Source organism: Vibrio gazogenes (genome assembly GCF_002196515.1).
GTDB lineage: Bacteria > Pseudomonadota > Gammaproteobacteria > Enterobacterales > Vibrionaceae > Vibrio > Vibrio gazogenes_A.
In genome coordinates, this window is record NZ_CP018835.1 from 142,045 (window position 1) to 158,661 (window position 16,617).

General features: G+C 44.9%; 17 protein-coding genes. 7 read left to right on the top strand and 10 right to left on the bottom strand.

Annotation, left to right across the window (positions count from 1 at the left end; all coding sequences use genetic code 11):
- Positions 1–11 precede the first annotated feature (11 nt).
- The 3 genes from citF to citG are packed head-to-tail and all read left to right on the top strand — an operon-like array spanning position 12 to position 3,017.
- Entirely contained in the window at positions 12–1,538 is a 1,527-nt protein-coding gene (gene citF, locus BSQ33_RS00650; RefSeq protein WP_021020353.1) for a citrate lyase subunit alpha, read from the top strand.
- Complete coding sequence (gene citX / locus BSQ33_RS00655; RefSeq protein WP_021020352.1) at positions 1,535–2,074, top strand: citrate lyase holo-[acyl-carrier protein] synthase; 540 nt, start codon at positions 1,535–1,537, stop codon at positions 2,072–2,074. Before citF ends, citX begins: the two co-directional genes overlap by 4 nt.
- Positions 2,052–3,017, top strand: coding sequence for a triphosphoribosyl-dephospho-CoA synthase CitG (citG, locus tag BSQ33_RS00660; protein ID WP_088132901.1), 966 nt, complete (start codon positions 2,052–2,054; stop codon positions 3,015–3,017). Before citX ends, citG begins: the two co-directional genes overlap by 23 nt.
- Before the next feature lie 187 nt (positions 3,018–3,204).
- Here the strand turns inward: citG and BSQ33_RS00665 are convergent, their stop codons facing one another.
- Positions 3,205–4,398, bottom strand: a complete 1,194-nt coding sequence (locus tag BSQ33_RS00665; protein WP_088132902.1) for a class I SAM-dependent methyltransferase — start codon at positions 4,396–4,398, stop codon at positions 3,205–3,207.
- Positions 4,399–4,615: 217 nt separating this feature from the next.
- On the opposite strand from BSQ33_RS00665, the gene yccX reads away from it, so the two are divergent.
- Positions 4,616–4,891: an acylphosphatase gene (gene yccX / locus BSQ33_RS00670; RefSeq protein WP_027694191.1), complete on the top strand. Its 276-nt coding sequence runs from the start codon at positions 4,616–4,618 to the stop codon at positions 4,889–4,891.
- A gap of 148 nt (positions 4,892–5,039) precedes the next feature.
- On the opposite strand, the gene BSQ33_RS00675 is transcribed toward yccX, so the two are convergent.
- The 6 genes from BSQ33_RS00675 to BSQ33_RS00700 all read right to left on the bottom strand — a co-directional run bounded on the left by BSQ33_RS00675 (position 5,040) and on the right by BSQ33_RS00700 (position 10,635).
- Positions 5,040–5,369, bottom strand: a complete 330-nt coding sequence (locus tag BSQ33_RS00675) for a TusE/DsrC/DsvC family sulfur relay protein (RefSeq protein ID WP_021020348.1) — start codon at positions 5,367–5,369, stop codon at positions 5,040–5,042.
- A 173-nt stretch (positions 5,370–5,542) separates the two neighbouring features.
- The gene (locus tag BSQ33_RS00680) at positions 5,543–6,205 is read right to left on the bottom strand and encodes a Bax inhibitor-1/YccA family protein (protein ID WP_021020347.1); all 663 of its coding nucleotides are present in this window, start codon (positions 6,203–6,205) and stop codon (positions 5,543–5,545) included.
- Positions 6,206–6,444: 239 nt separating this feature from the next.
- Positions 6,445–7,206, bottom strand: coding sequence for an amino acid ABC transporter ATP-binding protein (locus BSQ33_RS00685; protein ID WP_021020346.1), 762 nt, complete (start codon positions 7,204–7,206; stop codon positions 6,445–6,447).
- Positions 7,207–7,225: 19 nt separating this feature from the next.
- Positions 7,226–8,323 (bottom strand): amino acid ABC transporter permease, encoded by a 1,098-nt coding sequence (locus BSQ33_RS00690; RefSeq protein WP_021020345.1) that lies wholly within the window; start codon positions 8,321–8,323, stop codon positions 7,226–7,228.
- Between the two features lies 1 nt (position 8,324).
- On the bottom strand, positions 8,325–9,536 hold the full coding sequence (locus BSQ33_RS00695) for an amino acid ABC transporter permease (protein WP_021020344.1): 1,212 nt from the start codon (positions 9,534–9,536) through the stop codon (positions 8,325–8,327).
- Positions 9,537–9,603: 67 nt separating this feature from the next.
- Positions 9,604–10,635, bottom strand: coding sequence for an amino acid ABC transporter substrate-binding protein (locus BSQ33_RS00700; RefSeq protein WP_021020343.1), 1,032 nt, complete (start codon positions 10,633–10,635; stop codon positions 9,604–9,606).
- A 472-nt stretch (positions 10,636–11,107) separates the two neighbouring features.
- On the opposite strand from BSQ33_RS00700, the gene BSQ33_RS00705 reads away from it, so the two are divergent.
- Both BSQ33_RS00705 and BSQ33_RS00710 read left to right on the top strand, forming a co-directional pair.
- Positions 11,108–12,058: a precorrin-2 dehydrogenase/sirohydrochlorin ferrochelatase family protein gene (locus BSQ33_RS00705; protein ID WP_088132904.1), complete on the top strand. Its 951-nt coding sequence runs from the start codon at positions 11,108–11,110 to the stop codon at positions 12,056–12,058.
- Between the two features lie 88 nt (positions 12,059–12,146).
- Complete coding sequence (locus BSQ33_RS00710) at positions 12,147–12,503, top strand: YibL family ribosome-associated protein (protein WP_088132906.1); 357 nt, start codon at positions 12,147–12,149, stop codon at positions 12,501–12,503.
- 91 nt (positions 12,504–12,594) lie between these two features.
- Here BSQ33_RS00710 and BSQ33_RS00715 read toward each other — a convergent pair whose 3' ends face one another.
- The 3 genes from BSQ33_RS00715 to BSQ33_RS00725 are packed head-to-tail and all read right to left on the bottom strand — an operon-like array spanning position 12,595 to position 15,528.
- Positions 12,595–13,077, bottom strand: a complete 483-nt coding sequence (locus BSQ33_RS00715; RefSeq protein WP_021020340.1) for a YajQ family cyclic di-GMP-binding protein — start codon at positions 13,075–13,077, stop codon at positions 12,595–12,597.
- 17 nt (positions 13,078–13,094) lie between these two features.
- Positions 13,095–14,153 carry a 3-deoxy-7-phosphoheptulonate synthase gene (locus BSQ33_RS00720; RefSeq protein WP_021020339.1) on the bottom strand — a complete coding sequence of 353 codons (1,059 nt, stop codon included), beginning with the start codon at positions 14,151–14,153 and terminating at the stop codon, positions 13,095–13,097.
- Positions 14,154–14,163: 10 nt separating this feature from the next.
- Positions 14,164–15,528 carry a hypothetical protein gene (locus BSQ33_RS00725; RefSeq protein ID WP_021020338.1) on the bottom strand — a complete coding sequence of 455 codons (1,365 nt, stop codon included), beginning with the start codon at positions 15,526–15,528 and terminating at the stop codon, positions 14,164–14,166.
- A gap of 157 nt (positions 15,529–15,685) precedes the next feature.
- Here BSQ33_RS00725 and BSQ33_RS00730 point away from each other — a divergent pair, with 157 nt between their 5' ends.
- Positions 15,686–16,531, top strand: coding sequence for a S1 RNA-binding domain-containing protein (locus tag BSQ33_RS00730; protein ID WP_021020337.1), 846 nt, complete (start codon positions 15,686–15,688; stop codon positions 16,529–16,531).
- Positions 16,532–16,617: the final 86 nt, after the last annotated feature.

Consider the following 16,617-nt stretch of genomic DNA (forward strand, 5'->3'; position numbering starts at 1 on the left):
GGCAGTGTGTTATGAGTGTCAGTACGTTAAATAATCCAATTTCGCTTGATGAACTGGAAATCCATTCATTAACGCCTTATACAAGAGCCAACGCAATCACACCGCATCTGGCTGAAGAACGATTTAAAAAGGGAAGAAAACTCAAAGGTTCACTTGAACAGGCAATTAAAGAGTTAGGTTTGGCTGATGGTATGACGATTTCTTTCCATCATGCATTTCGTGGCGGTGATAAAATTATTAATTCCGTAATGGATGTGATTGCCAAAATGGGATTCAAAGACTTAACTTTAGCTTCCAGTTCTCTGACATCGATTCATGCGCCATTAATTGAACATATTCGTAATGGTGTTGTGCGTAAAATTTATACCTCTGGATTACGGGGTGAGCTTGCTGAAGAAATTTCCCGAGGATTGCTGAAAGAACCTGTTCATATTCATTCGCATGGCGGACGGGTTCACTTAGTTCAAAGTGGTGAAATTCATATCGATTTCGCATTTATAGGTGTTCCTTGTAGTGATGAATTTGGCAATGCAAACGGTATTCAAGGCAAGTCACGTTGTGGTTCTTTAGGTTATGCGCAGGTTGATGCGCAATATGCAGACCGTGTTGTTATTTTGACAGAATCAATGGTTGATTATCCGAACTCACCTGCCTCAATTCGTCAGGACTGCGTTGATGCCGTGATACAGGTTGAGGAAGTTGGCGACCCAGATAAAATCGGGGGCGATGCAACGCGAATGACCTCCAATCCGCGTGAGTTGCTGATTGCGAAACATGCGGCTGAGGTTATCGAACACTCTGGTTATTTTAAGCCGGGGTTCTCTTTGCAAACAGGCTCTGGTGGTGCATCTCTTGCGGTGACGCGTTTCCTGAAAGATAAAATGATCAAGCAAAATATTGTGGCATCTTTCGGGCTCGGCGGCATTACTGCCACGATGGTTGATTTACATGAGCAGGGTTTGATTGAAACATTATTGGATGTCCAGTGTTTTGATTCTGTTGCCGCTGACTCTCTATCCCGTAATCCAAACCATCATGAAATTTCAGCCAATGAATACGCTAACCCTTCCTCAAAAGGTGCCGTGGTTGATCGGCTGGATGTGGTCATTCTCAGCGCTTTAGAAATTGATATGCAATTTAATGTCAATGTGATTACCGGCTCAGATGGGGTGATTCGTGGCGCCTCTGGTGGTCATTGTGATACGGCGGCTGCTGCGAATTTAACGGTTGTTGTTGCGCCATTAGTTCGGGGACGGATTCCAACGGTTGTTGAGCGGGTCACGAATGTGGTGACACCGGGAGCATCGGTTGATGTGTTAGTCACTGATCATGGTATTGCTGTAAACCCAAGACGTGAAGATCTGATTGAACGACTGAACGCACTTTCAATTCCGGTTTATTCTATCGATGCATTGCAGGCCCGAGCTGAATTAATTACGGGTAAGCCTGAGCCTATTCAATTTACTGACAGAACAATTGCCTTTGTGCGGTATCGGGATGGTTCTGTCATTGATGTGATTAAGGAGGTGACTCAATGACACATATAACAGAAGAAACACCCGTTAATTTGTGTGAGCTACTTGCGTGTAAAGAACAGCGGGCAAAAACTCAGTTGTCATGGTTGAAAACTTACGGGGTGCCTTTGGTTTCATTTAGCATCAATATGCCGGGGCCCGTCAAATTGAACCCGATGAGTGAACATATTTTTGCTCAGGGATTAGCGGCACTGGAAGCCGCTTGCCATGAGCAGGGGTGGACACTCATCGCACAGCAAATCCATCATGAAAAAACGGGGCCAGAAGGCATATTTGCAGTGCAAGGCGTGAGTGCATCCATTCTTAAAAAACAGATGATGCACATCGAGAAAACGCATCCGGTTGGACGATTGATGGACTTAGACGTGATTGATAAGCAGGGTAAAAGTATTAGCCGTAAAGCTTATCAGATAGGACGAAGAAAGTGCTTGGTCTGTCAGGAAGATGCTGTTGTCTGTGCTCGCTCCCGTCGGCATCCGCTTCAGGAGCTCTTGACGAAGATAGAGGAAATGACTCATGCGGACGAGTGCTGTCATTGATTTTCAGTTTGACAGACCACAGCAGTGTCTAGATGCTGAAAGTGTCGATGTGTTACATTGTCACATTGAAGAGCAGGCGCCTTTCGCCCAATTTGTAGGTCGTCTGGCTTACCATGCCATGATGCTAGAAGTTCATCTGACACCGAAACCGGGGCTGGTTGATACCGTGAATCAAGGCGCCCACCATGATATGGATTTAGCGTTGTTTATTCGCAGTGCCGAAGTGCTCGCTCCATATATGGCTAGTTTCGTTCGAACGGGCTGGTTGCATCACCGCCAGCCGCTCTCGTCTCTTCTAGCGGAATTACGGCTGATTGGTATTGATGCTGAAGTCGCAATGTTCCAAGCAACATCGGGGGTCAATACCCATAAAGGCATGATCTTTTCCATGGGGCTCATATGTGGCGTTGTTGGTTGGCTACAAGCCAACCAACAGCATGTGAATGCATGTGCTATCAGTGAAGCTGTAAGTCAATGTTGTCAACATCTCGTCTGGGATGAGCTTCGGGAAATAAAACACCGGGCACCGATGACGCAAGGTGAAAAACTCTATCAACAGTATGGGGTGGCCGGTGCAAGAGGAGAAGCCGCTTCGGGCTTTGAGACGGTCATGATACATGCGTTGCCTGCCTATCAATCGGCTATCGCGCAAGCGTTTTCAACAGAGCAAGCATTGTGGCAGACACTATTAGTTTTGATTGCGCACAATCAGGATACCAATTTACTTTCCCGCGGGGGAATGAGCGGGTTGCTGTATGTTCAGCAGTATGCGTCCAGTCTACTTGCGTCAGGGGGAATTGCTCATCCTGATATCGAAATGGCATTAAATCAGTTTGACCGTCGTTTGATAGAACGACATCTCAGTCCCGGTGGCAGTGCGGATTTACTGGCTGTGACTTGGCTGATTGCCGAATTGGAGAAAAGACTTTCCTCAATCGATTAAGGGCTGGCGTTTTCGTGGTTCATATCGAAAGCGAGAGCAGAACAATTTGATGATACTTTTGCTTCGGTAGATGACTGTCGCTACCGAAGCTTTTTTTTATGGATGCAAAATCAAGGATTCACAGAATAAACCATTTTATTCAGGGAAGCGATCAACGTCACCAGAATATTTATATTTGTTTGTATTTCTACAGAACCCTACAGGCGAGCCCTTTGAGATAGAAGCCTTCCGGATAGGCTGAGTCGATAGGATGATCGGCAGCCTGACTGAAACGTTCGACAAACTTAACACTTCTGCCAGCATCCAGCGCTGCATCTGCAATAATTTTTTGAAATAGCATTTGATCCATGAGACCAGAGCAGGAGTAAGTGAGTAACATTCCCCCCGGCTTAAGAATCTGCATTGCCAACATGTTAATGTCTTTATATCCTCGGCAGGCTCCGCTCAGTTGTGCTTTCGACTCGGCAAACTTTGGCGGATCCATAATGACGACATCAAATTGGGTGCCCTGATCGCGGTACTCACGTAATAATTTGAAGACATCAGCGTTCAGAAAAACAGCCCGTTTTTTAGAGATATCGAACTCATTCAATTGGGCATTCGCCTTTGCTATGTCCAGAGCAGGCTGGGACACATCAGCATTGATCACACGTTTTGCGCCACCTTTCAGGGCATAGAGTCCGAAACCTCCCGTATAGGAGAAGCAATTCAGGACTTCTTTATTCTCAACATATTTCATGGCATGTAAGCGGCTATCCCGTTGATCCAGATAGAAGCCCGTTTTATGCCCATTGACAATATCAACGCTGATTTTGATGCCATTTTCTTCAATAATCACAGGCGCTGTTGGGCTATCACCGTGTAACACACCGACTTGTTCCTGTAATCCTTCTTTTTTACGGACGGCAACATCTGAACGCTCATAAATATGACATTCGGGGAAGCACGTTTTAAGGGCTTCAACAAGCAAGGTTTTTAAGAACTCTGCGGCAGCGCTCAACACCTGACAGACTAAGTAGTCTCCGTATCGATCAATTGTAATCCCCGGTAAACCATCAGACTCTGCGGCGATGAGACGATAACCCGTTAACTGACCTTGCTGAATCACGGGGTCTCTCAGTTGTTGTGCCTGACGGATACGTTGAATGAAAAAATTGGTATCAATATCGGTCGGTTCAAAGCTCCAGACCCGGGCCCGAATTTGTGATTGTGGCGAAAACCCGGCTTTTGCCAGCCACTTGCCGTCGTGGCTATAGACATCAACCGTCTGGCCTGAAACAGGATCACCTTTCACATGTTCGATTGCTCGGGAGAAAATCCAAGGATGGTGGCGGAGGAGAGATTTGTCACGCCCTTTGGCGAGATAGATAGCGGCTGTCATAGATGTATTCTGTAGCTTGAAAAACGGTATTGTCGGTGATGTCCGGGGGAAAAGCAATGGATTGAGGGATTGAGCGGTAAGGTGTTTTACATCAGGAATCATTGTTCAGCGTGAGTGTTGTACCTCTCACATTTGATCGGAATTTGGATATACTACCATTATGAGTGAATTATCATTGCTTGATGAGTTTTCTGATGCGAAAGAGGAGGCGCTGAATATGTCACAAAAGAGAGAAATCTTTACGGTGAAAGGTATTGTTCAAGGGGTTGGCTTTCGTTATTACACCTCGCATCAGGCTTTGAAATTAGGGCTGACCGGTTATGCGAAGAATTTGCATAACGGTGATGTGGAGGTCGTGGCTTGTGGTGAAGCCAACAAGCTCGAATTACTTTATCAATGGCTCCATGAAGGTTCACCGGCAGCGCGCGTCGAAGCGGTTGTGCGAGATGACTTTCACAGTGAGAAATCGTTTCGGGGATTTTCAATCCAGTGACGACTCATCTTGTGGTTGAGGAGTGGTGTTTCAACGGAAAAGACCTTGCGTTGAAACACGATGATTTATCCTCAACCTTTGTGGATTCAGTCTTTGAATGTGGAGAGAACATCCAATCATCACACACCTGAGTACATGATGGTATGTATTACAGGCATTTCGCCGGCTTTGGCAGCCCGGCCAGTTTAGTTGCTTGCTTGGCCGGCCCTTTACGAAATAGCTTAAACAGATACTTGCTGTTGCCTTTTTCCGGGCCATGGGCTTTTTCCATCGCTTTGACCAACATCCGAATGGCAGGAGAGGTATTGTATTCTTCGTAGAATGCTCTGACAAAGAGAATGACTTCCAAATGTGATTCCGTCAATTCAATCCCTTCTGCTTCAGCCAGCAGTGGAATCATCCCTTCTTGCCATTGTGTGTGATCAAGTAAATAACCTTCGCTGTCGGTTTCAATCATTTGACCATGATATTCGAACATAAACGCTATATTGCCTCATTAATTAGAACGCGGTAAGAGTAGCGGAGTGCTTGGGATGAAACAATCATTGCTACAGAAAAAATGAGTGGAAAACGAAAAAAGCCCGGAATCCGGGCTTTTTCTTTACTGTCGTTGAGAACATTATTATTCTCAACGCACTGGTCTCAAAACCATTAATCGTCGTTCATGAAGCCCAAGATGCTCAGCAGGCTGATGAACAAGTTATAGATTGAAACATACAGCGTAATCGTTGCTGAGATGTAATTGGTTTCTCCGCCACGAACAATTTGTTGTGTGGTCAGCAAAATCGCACCGGTCGAGAACAACACGAACAGCCCACTCATTGCCAGATACAGGGCAGGGAGTTGCAGGAAGATATTTGCTACAAATCCGACAAGCAGAACCACAAAACCAGCTAACAGCATTCCGGACAGGAATGAAAGGTCACGTTTGGTGGTCAGTGCGTAAGCGGAAGCCGCCATGAAGGTGAGGGCTGTACCACCAAGTGCTGTTAAAACCACATCTCCGAGACCGGCGCTGATATATGCGTTTAGGATCGGGCCTAGTGTATAACCGAGGAAACCGGTAAACAGGAAGGTGAAAACTAACCCCATACTATTATCGCGGTTCTTCTCGGTCAGAAACAGTAAGCCATAGAATCCGACCAGCATAATGATCAATCCAGGAGCCGGAAGGTTCATCGCCATAGAAACGCCAGCAACAAGAGCAGACCACAACAGTGTCATCCCTAATAGTGCATAGGTGTTTCTTAACACTTTGTTTGTTTGAAGTGCACTATCTAATGTCGATGTGCGTGAATACATAGGACGGTTCATACGCTTCCTCGTATAGTGATTGTCTATTACTAGTTAAGACTCTATATGGGGGTAAAAGTTCTTACCTTCAACCCTCATGCAATACTATGACCTTATCTTAGTCAAAAATGAACTGCAATACTGTGATGAAGTTGTAACACAATTTTTCTGATGAGAAACAAGTGTTAAGTTTGAGATCGTTTAGTGGTAAAAACAAGGCACATTGCGTGCCTTATTCGTAAAAGACGCTTTTCTGAGCATTAATGCTGCAGAATCTGCGCGAGGAAGTTTTGGGTCCGATCTGACTGAGGATTGGCAAAGAAGTCTTGGGGGTTATTTTCTTCAATAATTTCACCGGCATCCATGAATATGACCCGGTCTGCCACTTCTTTGGCAAATCCCATTTCGTGAGTAACACACAGCATCGTCATGCCTTCTTCTGCCAGCTCGACCATAACATCCAAGACTTCTCTGACCATTTCCGGATCCAAAGCGGATGTCGGTTCGTCAAATAGCATAATATGAGGATTCATACACAGTGAGCGGGCAATCGCCACTCGTTGCTGCTGTCCCCCGGACAACTGGCCCGGATATTTCTTGGCTTGATTGGGGATTTTGACGCGTTCCAGGTATTTCATCGCAATGGCTTCGGCCTCTTCCTTCGGCATTTTCTTCACCCAAATGGGGGCCAGTGTGCAGTTTTCTAGCACCGTTAAGTGAGGAAATAGATTGAAATGCTGAAAGCACATGCCAACCTGACGACGAACGGCTTCGATATCTTTTAAATCTTCAGTGAGTTCATGACCTGCGACGATGATCTGACCTTTCTGATGTTCTTCGAGCCGATTAATGCAGCGAATCATGGTCGATTTACCGGACCCGGAGGGACCACAAATGACGATGCGTTCACCTTTAGTCACATTCAGGTTAATGTTCTTTAATACATGGAATTCACCGTACCATTTGTTCATGTCCTTAATTTGGATCACGGCTTCTTTATCTTGAGTATTTTGTAGCGTCATAATACGTTCCTTGAAATTTTTATCGTTTGTGACCCGTATGCAGTTTGTTCTCTAGCCAAATCGAATATCTCGACATGCCAAAACAAAAGACCCAGAACACTAACGCGACAAATGCATAACTTTCGGTGGAAAAACCAAGCCAATTCGGGTCGGTATTTGCAGCTTGACCAATACCAAGCACATCAAACATCCCGATAATGAGCACTAGGCTAGTATCTTTAAATAGATCAATGAAGGTATTCACAATCGAAGGAATGGTAATTTTCAGCGCCTGAGGCAAAATGATTAATCCCATCTTTTTGGAATAACTGAGCCCGAGTGAATCAGCAGCTTCATATTGTCCTTTGGGGATCGCTTGCAACCCACCGCGGATAACTTCGGCAATATAAGCCGCGCTGAACAGCATGACACCAATCAGCGCCCGGACTAACTTGTCACTTTCTGCTCCGGCAGCCATGAATAGCGGGAGCATGACCGAGGCCATAAACAAAACGGTGATTAGCGGGACACCTCGCCATACTTCAATATAAACGGTACAGAAGCTACGGATGACCGGCATATGAGAGCGTCGTCCGAGAGCAAGTAATACCCCTATGGGTAAGGATGCAACGATCCCGACTAAAGCCAGCACGAGTGTGACCAGAAGACCGCCCCATTTATAGGTTTGAACAACAGGTAAACCAAACCATGCACCGTGCAGTAGTCCTGTCATTAATAACGGGTAAACGGTTAGCGTGAATAGTGCCAGCCAACCACGTTTCGGTGTCTTCGGATAAGCCAACAGAGCCACTAAAATCGCCAATGTGGCATAGAAAAGCTGTGGTCGCCATAATTCACTTTCCGGATAAAAGCCAAACATAAACTGATTGAAGCGGACGTAAATTAACACCCAACAGGCACCTTGCTTTGAACAGGCTTCACGGCTTTGCCCGATCCAGTCGGCTTTAATCAGAGCCCAGTCGATGACATGGTATAGTCCGGTGAATGCAAAGTAAGCGAGAATGAGCGTCAATACTGAATTGAAAACATTGCTGAATAAATGCTTACGCATCCAGGCGATTGGGCCGTTGGTATTTGACGGTGGCGGCAGATCCGGTTGAAATTGATGTACTTTCATTTTACCTCTCCACCAAAGCAACTTTACGGTTATACGTATTCATTAGAAATGAAGTGATCAGACTGATAGCCAGATAAACAGCCATCGTCATCGATATGACTTCAATGGCTTGCCCCGTCTGGTTTAAGGTCGTTCCGGCAAACACATTGATGAGATCCGGGTAACCAATCGCAACTGCGAGTGAAGAGTTTTTGGTTAAGTTGAGATACTGACTGGTCAACGGCGGAATAATAATGCGCATGGCCTGAGGAATAATGACCAGTTTGAGTGTTCTCCTGCGGGATAAACCTAATGACATAGCAGCTTCGGTCTGACCATGGCTGACGGCATTGATGCCTGAGCGCACGATTTCTGCAATAAATGCCGCTGTATAAATACTGAGTGCAAGCAGTAGTGCAACGAATTCTGGAATAATCTCGATACCGCCCTGAAAATTAAACCGTTGCAAAACAGGGTATTCCGCTGAAATTGGCATTCCCATCCAGACATAAACAATCGCAGGCAGGCCGATAATCAGCCCAAGCGCAATACTTAGGGTTGGCGTTTGTTGCCCTGTCACTTTTTGACGGTTGTTGGCCCAGATCTTCACACAGATAGTCGTGATCACTCCGAGAATGAAGACTGTTAAGACCAGCCCACTGCCTGAAGCAAAAATAGGTTTAGGAATAAATAAGCCACTGACGTTAATAAAGACTGCGTCACCGATAGAAAGGCTTTGTCTTTTTCCGGGCAAGGCCTGTAAAACGGAGAAATACCAGAAAAGAATCTGTAACAGCAGTGGAATATTACGAAAGATTTCGACATAAATTGCGGCAAAGCGGCTGACGAGCCAGTTTGATGACAGACGGGCAATCCCAATAATAAACCCAAGTACCGTCGCAAAAAATATACCGATGACCGAGACATACAAGGTATTCAGTAGTCCGACAACAAAGGTTCTGCCATATGTATCTGTATCGTTGTAGTCGATCAGGGACTGGCTAATCCCGAATCCTGCGGGTTGATCCAGAAAAGCAAACCCAGTGGTAATGCCGCGAGACTCCAGATTTGTCAGGGCGTTATTCACAATCGTGTATATAAAGAAGACCAGTGCCAAGATAGCAATTATCTGAAAGACGACTGACCGAAATGTGGGATTATAAAATAAATGTGTCACTTTTTTTGGGGCAGATGTGTTGCCTGTTGAGGACACCGCGTTATTTTCAGGCTTCATACAACAATAACCTCAAGTCCATTTCCGACAAAGGGCGGATTGAACCGCCCGTTTTTAATATGATGATTTAGCGGATTGGTGGGGCATACATGAAGCCGCCCGCGTTCCATAGTGCATTAACACCACGGGCAATTTTAAGTGGAGAACCTGAACCTACGGAGCGCTCAAAGATCTCGTCATAGTTTCCGACTTGTTTGACGATTTGATAGCCCCAGTCGTCGCGGATGCCCAAGCCTGAGCCTTTCGGTCCGTCCAAGCCAAGAATACGCGTGATATTGGCATCTTTTGATTTTTTCATCTCATCAACATTTTTCGATGTGATGCCATATTCTTCTGCATTGACTAACGCAAATAGTGTCCATTTTGCGACGTTGAACCACTTGTCATCATCTTGGCGGACAACCGGGCCTAATGGTTCTTTAGAAATAATTTCCGGCAGGACGACAGCAGAACTTGGATCCTTGAGGTTGACACGGAGCGCATAAAGTTGAGACTGATCGGATGTCAGCACATCGCATCGGCCAGCATCAAAACCTTTGGCGGTTTGCGCGGATGTATCAAAGACAACCGGCTTATAAGACATACCATTTTTACGGAAGTAGTCGGCAAGGTTCAGTTCAGTGGTGGTCCCTGACTGAATACAAACGGAAGCACCATCAAGCTCTTTGGCACTTTTGACACCGAGATTCTTTTTGACCATGAATCCCTGACCGTCATAGTAAGTCACGCCAACAAAATTGAGACCTAAAGCAGTATCACGTTGCAGTGTCCATGTTGTATTACGAGACAGGACATCAATTTCACCGGATTGTAATGCCGTGAAACGCTCCTTGGCGGTTAATGGTACAAATTTGACTTTTGTTTTGTCACCGAGAACGGCCGCGGCCAATGCTCGACAATATTCAACATCAATACCTTCCCATTCTCCTTTCGCATTGGGGTTGGAGAAACCGGGAAGCCCTGTACTGACACCACAAGTTACAACACCATTTGAGAGCACTTTATCAAGCGTGCTTTCTGCTGCTGAAGCAGACTGAGCTGCGACCATTGCCGCTGATGCAACAGTGATTGAAGCAAGAATTTTGAGTGTGTTTGCCATGAGTTTGTATCCTTCCAGTATGAACCACTCAGATGTCATGAGAGATGCCTGACACAAGTAATTCATTTTGTATTTGTTTGTTCTGGCGGTTGAAACCGCTATTTGTTCAGAACGCTATTCCATTTCCGGTAACAATTGTCTGTAAGCATCGGTAGAGATTCAGTTTTTCTCTAATTTCTAATCAAAGGAATTATCATGTAATCTCAAGCCGAGCCTGCGTTTAGCATGGCTAATTGTTATTTAAATGTAAATAGTGCAATCAAGTTCAATCATAGTGCAATTGTGCGTGTGTATATTTATCAAATGATTTTTTGAATTTTTGTTTTTTATTTTTGTTTATATTTGGTTTTTTAATCTATTGTTCGATGTTAATTTAATCAATAATTCCCAAGTGTTCATCGGATTCAATCAGGATTGCACTTTTTTGGGTCGTGAGTTTTGTTATGGTTGTTAATATAGGGTTATAAATGTTATGCGATATTTTCCGCTGTTTATGGATTTAACCAAAAGAGCTGTTTTAGTTGTTGGAGGAGGGGAAGTAGCAAGCAGAAAAACTGAAGCTTTAGTCAGAGCTGGTGCACGAGTAACTGTCCTGTCTCCTGAGATTTCCGAATCACTCCGAGTGTTGTGGCTCGATGATGCGATTCAGTGGATTGAGCAACGCTATGATAGTGCGTTTCTGACCCGCAATTATGTTCAGGTTTGGGCAACGACGGATCATGCACCATTGAATCATCAGATTTATGCGGATGCCAAATTACTCGGATTACAGGTCAATGTTGTTGATGACCAACCCTATTGTGATTTTATTACGCCGGCGATGATTGACCGCGGACAAATCCAAGTGGCTATTTCCAGTGGTGGCGCTTCTCCGGTGTTGGTGCGTAACATTCGTGAGTCAATCGAAGCGGTTTTGGCGCAGAACTTACGCGTCCTTGCGCAGTTTTGTGGTGAAAAGCGAGACCATCTGAAAGTAAAACGACCGGATGTGAATGCCCGTCGCCGTTTCTGGGAGGCTTTCCTCGCGGATCCGACCGTTAAAGAAACACGTGATCCGGTGGTATTAGAGCAAATCTATCAACGTTATATTGCAGCGCCTGAGCTGACTGTTCGTGAAGTTGTGTGGGTGGTTTGTCATGCGGATGTGGAATTATTGCCGATGAAAGCCGTGCGTTTTATGCAGCAGTCAGAGCAAGTGCTTTACCATCGGGATATTCCCGCAGAAGGGCTTGATTTATGTCGCCGTGATGCAGAAAGAGCGGTGTTTGATAGTCGGACCCAGCTCCAGGATTTACTCACGAAAGCCAGAGAAGAAAATCTCAACCTTTGTATCATGGTGACTGCTGCGGACTTTCAGAGCGTTGCTGATCTGAAAATGAAAGGGGAACGTCAGTTTGGTAGTGGATTTTATCTGAGTGAATGACAGTTGAAATTCACTATGATCGGCTCAATCAAAATCTCACGAGCTTGTGATATACTGCGCCGCAATTAACAAATGAGAGTTATTTCCTATGAGTGTAAAAGAGCAAAGCCAGCAATTGAAGAATCGATTGGACAAATGTAAGCATAAGCTGGAAGCAGCCAGATCTCGGGGGGATAGTGAGATGATCACCCAGTTTACGGATGAAATTGACGCGTTGAGTAAACAGATCAATGCATTGAAAAGTAAGCAGGAATACGATTTAAATAAAGAGCGCAAAAGATTGACGGATTTACCTTTCTCCCGGGAAATCACGCGTGAGGAACAAGCGGATATCGGTAAGCTGAAGAAATCCGTTAAGGGGTTGGTTCTGGTTCACCCGACGACCAAATTAGGCAAGGCGATGCGTCTTGAGGTGATGACCGGTTTTGCGCCTCGCCAGTTTTAATGGCAGCAGCATTTTGTTGAGAATGCAGGGCTCGTGATATGCGAGCCCTGTGGGATTAAACTGCTTGTTTATCTAACACCATCAGGCTTTGTTAGTCTCTGAAGTTGTCGAACTGAAACGGCTGACCAAAATCTTCTGAGCGGATAAAGGCAATCACACTCTGCAGGTCGTCTCGTTTCTTACCTGTGACACGAATTTTATCGCCTTGAATTGAGGCCTGAACTTTGAGTTTCTGATCTTTAATGCTTTTGACTATTTTTTTGGCCAACAGCGTCTCGATTCCCTGTTTGAATAAAACATCCTGATGCCAGTATTTACCGGATTGGCTGGCTGTTTGAGACGCCATCGCATTCCCGTCGACTTCGCGTTTTGCCAGGTTCGCTCGTAAAATATCACGCATCTGTTTCAACTGGAAATCACCTTCAGCAGATAGGGTGACGACTTCATCTTTCAATGCAAAACTGGCTTCAACATTTCTAAAGTCGAAGCGAGTTGAGAGTTCACGGTTTGCATTATCAACAGCATTTTTTAATTCAACAGTGTCAATTTCTGACACAATGTCAAAAGAAGGCATAGGGAAGCTCCTTATTTTTATCGTTTGTTGTTATTTCTGTCTTGTACCGCAGCGTTCAGTTGAGTGATCATCTGCTCAGTATCTGCCCAGCTCAGGCATGGATCGGTAATCGACATGCCATATGTCAGTTGGTCAAGCGGGGCAATTGGCTGCTGACCTTCTTCGATGAAACTCTCTGCCATAATTCCCGCAATTTGAACACTTCCCCGACGAATTTGCTGGCAAATATCTTCAGCAACACTTAACTGACGTTTATGTTGTTTCTGACAGTTGGCATGGCTGAAATCAATGACAACCCGCGGAGACAGATGGTGTGATTCTAATTGAGCACAAGCTTGTTGAACAGACTGACTGTCAAAGTTCGGCCCGTTTTCACCACCGCGAAGAATGACGTGTCCATGCGGATTGCCACTGGTTCGGTAAACGGTCATTCGACCTTGCCGATCCGGCGAGTAAAAATAATGGGATGATTTGGCAGCTCGAATTGCATCAACTGCAACTTTGACATTGCCGTTAGTCGCATTTTTGAAGCCGACAGGGCAGGATAGTGCCGAAGCCATTTCCCGATGAATTTGCGATTCAGTCGTTCTGGCTCCGATGGCTCCCCAAGAGATCAGATCGGCGATGTATTGACCGGTGATCATATCCAGAAATTCAGTGGCAGTTGGTAATCCCAGTTGATTAATCGCCAGTAAGACTTCACGGGCTTTGCTTAATCCTTCTTCAAGTGCATAACGGCCATCCAGATACGGGTCCGTGATTAATCCTTTCCAACCGACGACCGTCCGCGGTTTTTCAAAGTAAGTCCGCATCACAATCAGTAAATTATCTGCATAACGTTCGCGAAGGACATTCAAGCGTTGTGCGTAATCCAGCGCGGCCTCCGGGTCATGAATCGAGCATGGGCCGGTGATGACTAAGAGCCGATGATCTCTGCCATGGATAATGGCTTCGATTTCATGGCGACTTTGTGAAATATGCTGGCCAACGGCAGCATTGACAGGAGACTGTGATCGTAACTGTTCGGGGGTTGGCATCTGCCCTAAAGATTCTGTTCTTAATTCGTCGGTTTTCATGGTTAAGTTTTCATTCCAGTTCGTTAGATGTCAGCTCAATTGGTTCAATCGCGACTATCTTGCTACGGTTGAGTACCACCTTCCAGCGATAGTAAATTGGCTCATCAATATGATTATCCTGTTTGATAATGAGGTTAAACAGGTGACGTTTTTCAATTTTTTCACGGCTGACTTGGCCGTTGTTTAAGCGATAAACACGATATGTATCTTTATCAAAAAGTCGTGTAATTTCACGAAAATCAAAATAGATGGTTTCACGAGTTTCTTCGTAACCGCTCATAAAGCGTGATGTTGACATTTCCGTTTCAGAGCGGTAACTAATGACTTGCTCTTCCCGTTGAACGATCCGTTTTTTACGGATGCGCTGAATACGATCGGGAAGGTTGCTAATCGTCTGGTAATTCAACCACTCATATTTTTGGCCGATCTGCTTTCCTGTACTGGGATCGTAGTAACGTCTTTTCCATTTCGGTTTGCCTTTACGGAGCCAGCGCCAGAGCATATCTTTCAAATCATCTTTAAATATTTCTCTCAGCGCATAAATAAAAGACATCGCAATAATAAATGAAGCGGTAATTTCTCCCCAGTAATCACGGGCAAAAACAACGATCATCGTAACAAACAGCATCACGAAACCGGTGGCGATACCTTTTACGGCACGGCGAATATTATTGCCCAACGCGATCAAATTTTCTTTCAGAATGACAGGGTGCTCAATCAGGCGACGCAACAGACGCATTTTATTACTAATACGTGTGATGTCCTGGGCTGCTTGCTCCGAGTTATAGTGATGCAGTGTCCGGTGCGCCTGTTCTTTTTCTGCCAGAATAATCAGACGATCTTTAATGGTTTTGTAATCATTGTCCCGGGTTAAATGAGCAACCAGAGACAAAAATTTCTGTTCGGTATACCAAGAGAGATAGTTATCAATATTGGTGTAATACCGTTTGAGTGTTTCTTCATAAGGAATAGTACGTCTGAGCCTGCGGAGGATGTCTAACGTCAGTTCAACAACATTATCAATCTCAGTTTCAGTGACGTTGTCACTATCATGAAGCAGGTTGCCAACTGCAGTGTCGAGTGCCATCACATACTGGTAAGCAAACAAACTCAAACTAATTCGGTATTGCGTGGATGACAGTCTGCCTCGCTGAGCAAGACGGCTGTGAATCAACGGCAGAAGATGTTTATCACTATAATAGGCGCGTTTTTGGGTCAGACAGTTGTAATATAGGTCTGTCTCAGGCATCAGGTCTTGATTGAGTCCGATCTCTCCCGGTACGAACAGATACATTTCCAGACTGGAAAGTTTACTTTTTGACATTGCATGGGATATTTTCAATGTAATTGCATCATGTTTGCTAACCTTGATCAAACTTGTCCCTCCGGTAAACGTATCTATATTCCTGAATCAGCGTGATTGCCTAGGTGACATCAATCCTGACGTTGACTGACTATATATTTGTAAATGGTAGAGAAAGGATATCAGAGATCGCGTATAATCTCTGCAAATTTGAGATGAGAGCTATTTGATGATTAATATTGGACAAATCAATCAGCTAGAGATTTTGCGAGAAACGGACTTTGGTGTGTTTCTCGATGCAAAAGACTATGGCACGGTGATGTTGCCGAAGAAGCTGATGCGCCAACCAGTTGAAATTGGTGCATCAGTGGATGTTTTTTTGTATTTCGATTCTGACAGCCAACTTGCAGCAACAACGGAAACGCCAGTTGCTTGTGTGGGTGAATGGGGCATGATGAAAGTGGTTGGTGTCAATCAGACGGGTGCTTTTGTCAATTGGGGAATTCATGAGAAAGATCTATTGATTCCTTTTAGTGAACAGCGTGGACGATTGACCGCAGAGCAATCCATTCTGGTTTATGTTTATATCGATAAAGCCTCCGGACGGATTGTCGGAACAACCAAATTCAACAAGTGGCTGGATAAAACACCAGCTCCATATACCCTGAATCAGAAAGTTGATTTGTTGGTCGCAGAGCGTTCTTCTTTGGGATACAAAGTGATCATCAATGGTCAGCATTGGGGAATGCTGTTTCAGTCCGATGTTTTTGGCAAAGTGTTTGTCGGAAAAAGATTGAAAGGATTTGTGAAGCAGATTCGTGAAGATGGCAAAATTGATGTTTCCCTGCAAAAGCTTGGCGTTGCAAAACTTGATGAGTTGAGTGGTAAAATTGTAGAGCAGCTCCGTAAAAAAGGTGGTTTTTTGCCGCTGGGGGATAAATCTTCACCAGAAGCCATTTTTGACGCTTTCCGGACCAGTAAAGGTACCTATAAGAAGACAATTGGTCAGCTTTATAAACAAGGTATGATTGAGATTGAATCCAATGGTATTCGATTGATTGATGATGCAGAATAACGCGTCAAATCTGAAGTGCTTGCTGTAAAAATCAGCCCGATCCAGCGTTGCTATCGGGCTTTTTTATATGGGGGATAAGTGATGTC

Excerpts from the sequence above, each read along its gene's own strand:
- BSQ33_RS00730 (WP_021020337.1), top strand. The coding sequence starts at position 15,686 with ATGATTAATATTGGACAAATCAATCAGCTAGAGATTTTGCGAGAAACG.
- BSQ33_RS00710 (WP_088132906.1), top strand. The coding sequence starts at position 12,147 with ATGAGTGTAAAAGAGCAAAGCCAGCAATTGAAGAATCGATTGGACAAA.
- citG (WP_088132901.1), top strand. The coding sequence starts at position 2,052 with ATGCGGACGAGTGCTGTCATTGATTTTCAGTTTGACAGACCACAGCAG.
- BSQ33_RS00685 (WP_021020346.1), bottom strand. The coding sequence starts at position 7,206 with ATGACGCTACAAAATACTCAAGATAAAGAAGCCGTGATCCAAATTAAG.
- BSQ33_RS00680 (WP_021020347.1), bottom strand. The coding sequence starts at position 6,205 with ATGAACCGTCCTATGTATTCACGCACATCGACATTAGATAGTGCACTT.
- yccX (WP_027694191.1), top strand. The coding sequence starts at position 4,616 with ATGTCACAAAAGAGAGAAATCTTTACGGTGAAAGGTATTGTTCAAGGG.
- BSQ33_RS00700 (WP_021020343.1), bottom strand. The coding sequence starts at position 10,635 with ATGGCAAACACACTCAAAATTCTTGCTTCAATCACTGTTGCATCAGCG.
- BSQ33_RS00675 (WP_021020348.1), bottom strand. The coding sequence starts at position 5,369 with ATGTTCGAATATCATGGTCAAATGATTGAAACCGACAGCGAAGGTTAT.
- BSQ33_RS00720 (WP_021020339.1), bottom strand. The coding sequence starts at position 14,153 with ATGAAAACCGACGAATTAAGAACAGAATCTTTAGGGCAGATGCCAACC.
- BSQ33_RS00690 (WP_021020345.1), bottom strand. The coding sequence starts at position 8,323 with ATGAAAGTACATCAATTTCAACCGGATCTGCCGCCACCGTCAAATACC.
- citF (WP_021020353.1), top strand. The coding sequence starts at position 12 with ATGAGTGTCAGTACGTTAAATAATCCAATTTCGCTTGATGAACTGGAA.
- BSQ33_RS00695 (WP_021020344.1), bottom strand. The coding sequence starts at position 9,536 with ATGAAGCCTGAAAATAACGCGGTGTCCTCAACAGGCAACACATCTGCC.
- BSQ33_RS00665 (WP_088132902.1), bottom strand. The coding sequence starts at position 4,398 with ATGACAGCCGCTATCTATCTCGCCAAAGGGCGTGACAAATCTCTCCTC.
- BSQ33_RS00715 (WP_021020340.1), bottom strand. The coding sequence starts at position 13,077 with ATGCCTTCTTTTGACATTGTGTCAGAAATTGACACTGTTGAATTAAAA.
- BSQ33_RS00705 (WP_088132904.1), top strand. The coding sequence starts at position 11,108 with ATGCGATATTTTCCGCTGTTTATGGATTTAACCAAAAGAGCTGTTTTA.
- citX (WP_021020352.1), top strand. The coding sequence starts at position 1,535 with ATGACACATATAACAGAAGAAACACCCGTTAATTTGTGTGAGCTACTT.